Source organism: Actibacterium sp., assembly GCF_041584535.1.
GTDB lineage: Bacteria > Pseudomonadota > Alphaproteobacteria > Rhodobacterales > Rhodobacteraceae > Actibacterium_D.
Genome location: NZ_JBFHDW010000330.1, coordinates 1 through 2,595, shown reverse-complemented (window position 1 = coordinate 2,595; position 2,595 = coordinate 1). Strand labels below are relative to the sequence as shown.

Below are 2,595 nucleotides of genomic sequence, written 5' to 3'. Positions count from 1 at the left end.
GTCGATCCTATTTCGACCCCATGATCCCCAAATGAAGGATTTTGGTGGAGTCGCCGGGTACCGCCCCCGGGTCCGATCCGCGTATTACGAGCGCGTTTATCGCCATAGTCCCCGAAGGAACATGCTGAAGATAGGCCCGTCGGCCCGCCAGTTCAAGACGCGACAGCGGTCTGCGAGCGGGTTGTTCGAAATATTTCGGGCAAGGGGATTGGAGCGGGTGAAGGGAATCGAACCCTCGTATTCAGCTTGGGAAGCTGCTGCTCTACCATTGAGCTACACCCGCGTCGGGCCCTCAGATAATCCGAGCCGCAACAGCGGTCAAGCGGAAGTGTCAGCGGGGCCGCCGCCGTCGCCGTCCGCCCGCGCCATCGCCGCCGCCGGTATTGAACGACACCTGCGGCAGCGGCGCGATCTTCGACAGTTCCGGGAACGGGTCGGTGGCATGGGGCAGGGCGTTGGCGGCGACGAAATGTTCCTGAAAGCGCGGCTCGATCGCGGTCTCGACCTTGTGGATGCGGCGCACCACCTGTTCGATCTCGGCCCGTGCCGCGACATTACACAGCGCGATCCGCGCCCCGGTTCCAGCGGCGTTGCCGGCGCTGGTCACCCGGTTCAGCGGCGCGTCGGGGATCATCCCCAGCACCATCGCGTGTTTCGGGCTGATATGCGCACCGAACGCCCCGGCCAGAACGATACGGTCCACGGTGTCGACGCCCAATTCATCCATCAACAACCGCGCCCCGGCATAAAGCGCCGATTTCGCCAGTTGGATCGCGCGGATATCGCCTTGTGTCACGGTGATGACCGGGCCGCCGTCGCTGCTGCCGTCATGGATCAGATAGGCATGGGTGCGGCCTTCGGGCCGGCAGCGCGGCGTGCCGGTCTGTTCGGCGCTGCCGATCAGCCCCGAGGCATCGACCAGCCCGGCCATGCGCATTTCCGCGACGGCCTCGATAATGCCCGAGCCGCAGATCCCGGTGATGCCGGTGGTGGCGGTGTGCAGGTCAAAGCCCGGCTCGTCCGACCACAGGTCGCTGCCGATCACCTTGAAACGCGGTTCCTTGCTGACCGGGTCGATCTCGACCCGCTCGATCGCGCCGGGGGCGGCGCGCTGGCCGCTGCTGATCTGCGCGCCTTCGAACGCCGGGCCGGTGGGTGACGAACAGGCCAGCACCCGGTCCTTGTTGCCCAGCAGGATCTCGGCATTGGTGCCGACATCAACCACCAGCATCAGGTCATCCGATTTATACGGCTCTTCCGACAGGGCGACCGCAGCGGCATCGGCGCCGACATGGCCAGCGATGCAGGGCAGGATATAGGCGCGGGCCTGAGCATTGATCGCGCTCAGGTCAAGATCGGCGGCGGCCAGCGACAGCGACCCCGACGTGGCCAGCGCGAACGGCGCCTGACCCAGTTCGACCGGATCAATGCCCAACGCCAGATGGTGCATGACCGGGTTGCAGACCAGTGTCAGTTCGACAATGGCGCGCGGGTCCAGATTGGCCTCGTCCGCGATGGCGGCGGCCAGATCGTTCAGCGCGGTGCGGACGGCGGCGGTCATTTCGGCATCGCCACCGGGGTTCATCATCGCGTAGGAAACCCGGCTCATCAGGTCTTCGCCAAAACGGATCTGCGGGTTCATGATCCCGGACGAGGTGCGGACCTCGCCCGTCGTCAGATCGCACAGATGCGCGGCGATGGTGGTCGAGCCAAGGTCGATCGCCAGCCCGTATAGCCCGCCCTCGTAAAAGCCGGGCCAAAGGTCGATCAGCCGCGGCGCGCCGCCGGTGTGATCGCGGTGCACGGCCAGCGTCACCTGCCAGTTGCCCTTGCGCAGCGCCGGTTGCAGCCGCGCCAGCAGCGGCAGATCGGCAGTCAGCCCGTCAATGCCCCATTGTTCGGCCAATGCGGCGCGCAGGCGTTCGAAATCGCCGGTGGGTTCGTGCATGTCGGGTTCGGCAACCTCGACCAGATAAAGATGCGTTGCCGGGTCCATGACGATGGCGCGGGCGGTGGCGGCCTTGCGCACCACTTGTTTGTGGACCTGACTTTCGGGTGGCACGTCGATCACCAGATCGCCCTGCACCGTCGCCTGACAGCCCAGCCGCCGCCCCGGTTTCAGCCCGCGAATGCGGTCATAGCGTTCCTCGACCGCGTTGATCGGGCTGACCGCCGTGTCCGACACTGTGACCCCGTGTTTGGGGAATTCGCCGAAGGACGGCGTGATCTGGCATTTCGAACAGATGCCGCGCCCGCCACAGACCGAATCCAGATCGACGCCCAACTGCCGCGCTGCGGTCAGAATGGGCGTGCCCAGCGGAAACCGGCCGCGCTTGCCCGAGGGGGTAAAGATCACAAGGGGGTCGTTGCTCATCTGGGCCTGCCGGGTTTTGGGTTTCGGTCACTCTAATGATCTGGCGACAAAGGAAAAGGCGCCTTGGCGGGATTTGCCGGGCCGGGGGCGCTATAAACGCAGATCAAAGCCCCAGACCAGCAACGGAACCGGCGCCACCGCCAGCGCCAGCGTCATCAATGTGCCCCGAAGGCTGAACAGCCGCGTCAGCCCGGCCAGCAACAGGATGCCGCCACCACCGC

The 2,595-nt window shown here is 65.7% G+C and carries 1 protein-coding gene, 1 tRNA gene and 1 other RNA gene; all 3 read right to left on the bottom strand.

Annotated features, from left to right (window positions below; genetic code table 11):
• Positions 1-160, bottom strand: a transfer-messenger RNA (tmRNA) gene (gene ssrA, locus ABYW26_RS13170); the annotation flags it as partial.
• Positions 161-209: 49 nt separating this feature from the next.
• A tRNA-Gly gene (locus ABYW26_RS13165) sits at positions 210-283 on the bottom strand.
• Positions 284-331: 48 nt separating this feature from the next.
• Positions 332-2,374, bottom strand: a complete 2,043-nt coding sequence (locus ABYW26_RS13160) for an ASKHA domain-containing protein (RefSeq protein WP_372605367.1) — start codon at positions 2,372-2,374, stop codon at positions 332-334.
• Positions 2,375-2,595: the final 221 nt, after the last annotated feature.

Excerpts from the sequence above, each read along its gene's own strand:
- ABYW26_RS13160 (WP_372605367.1), bottom strand. The coding sequence starts at position 2,374 with ATGAGCAACGACCCCCTTGTGATCTTTACCCCCTCGGGCAAGCGCGGC.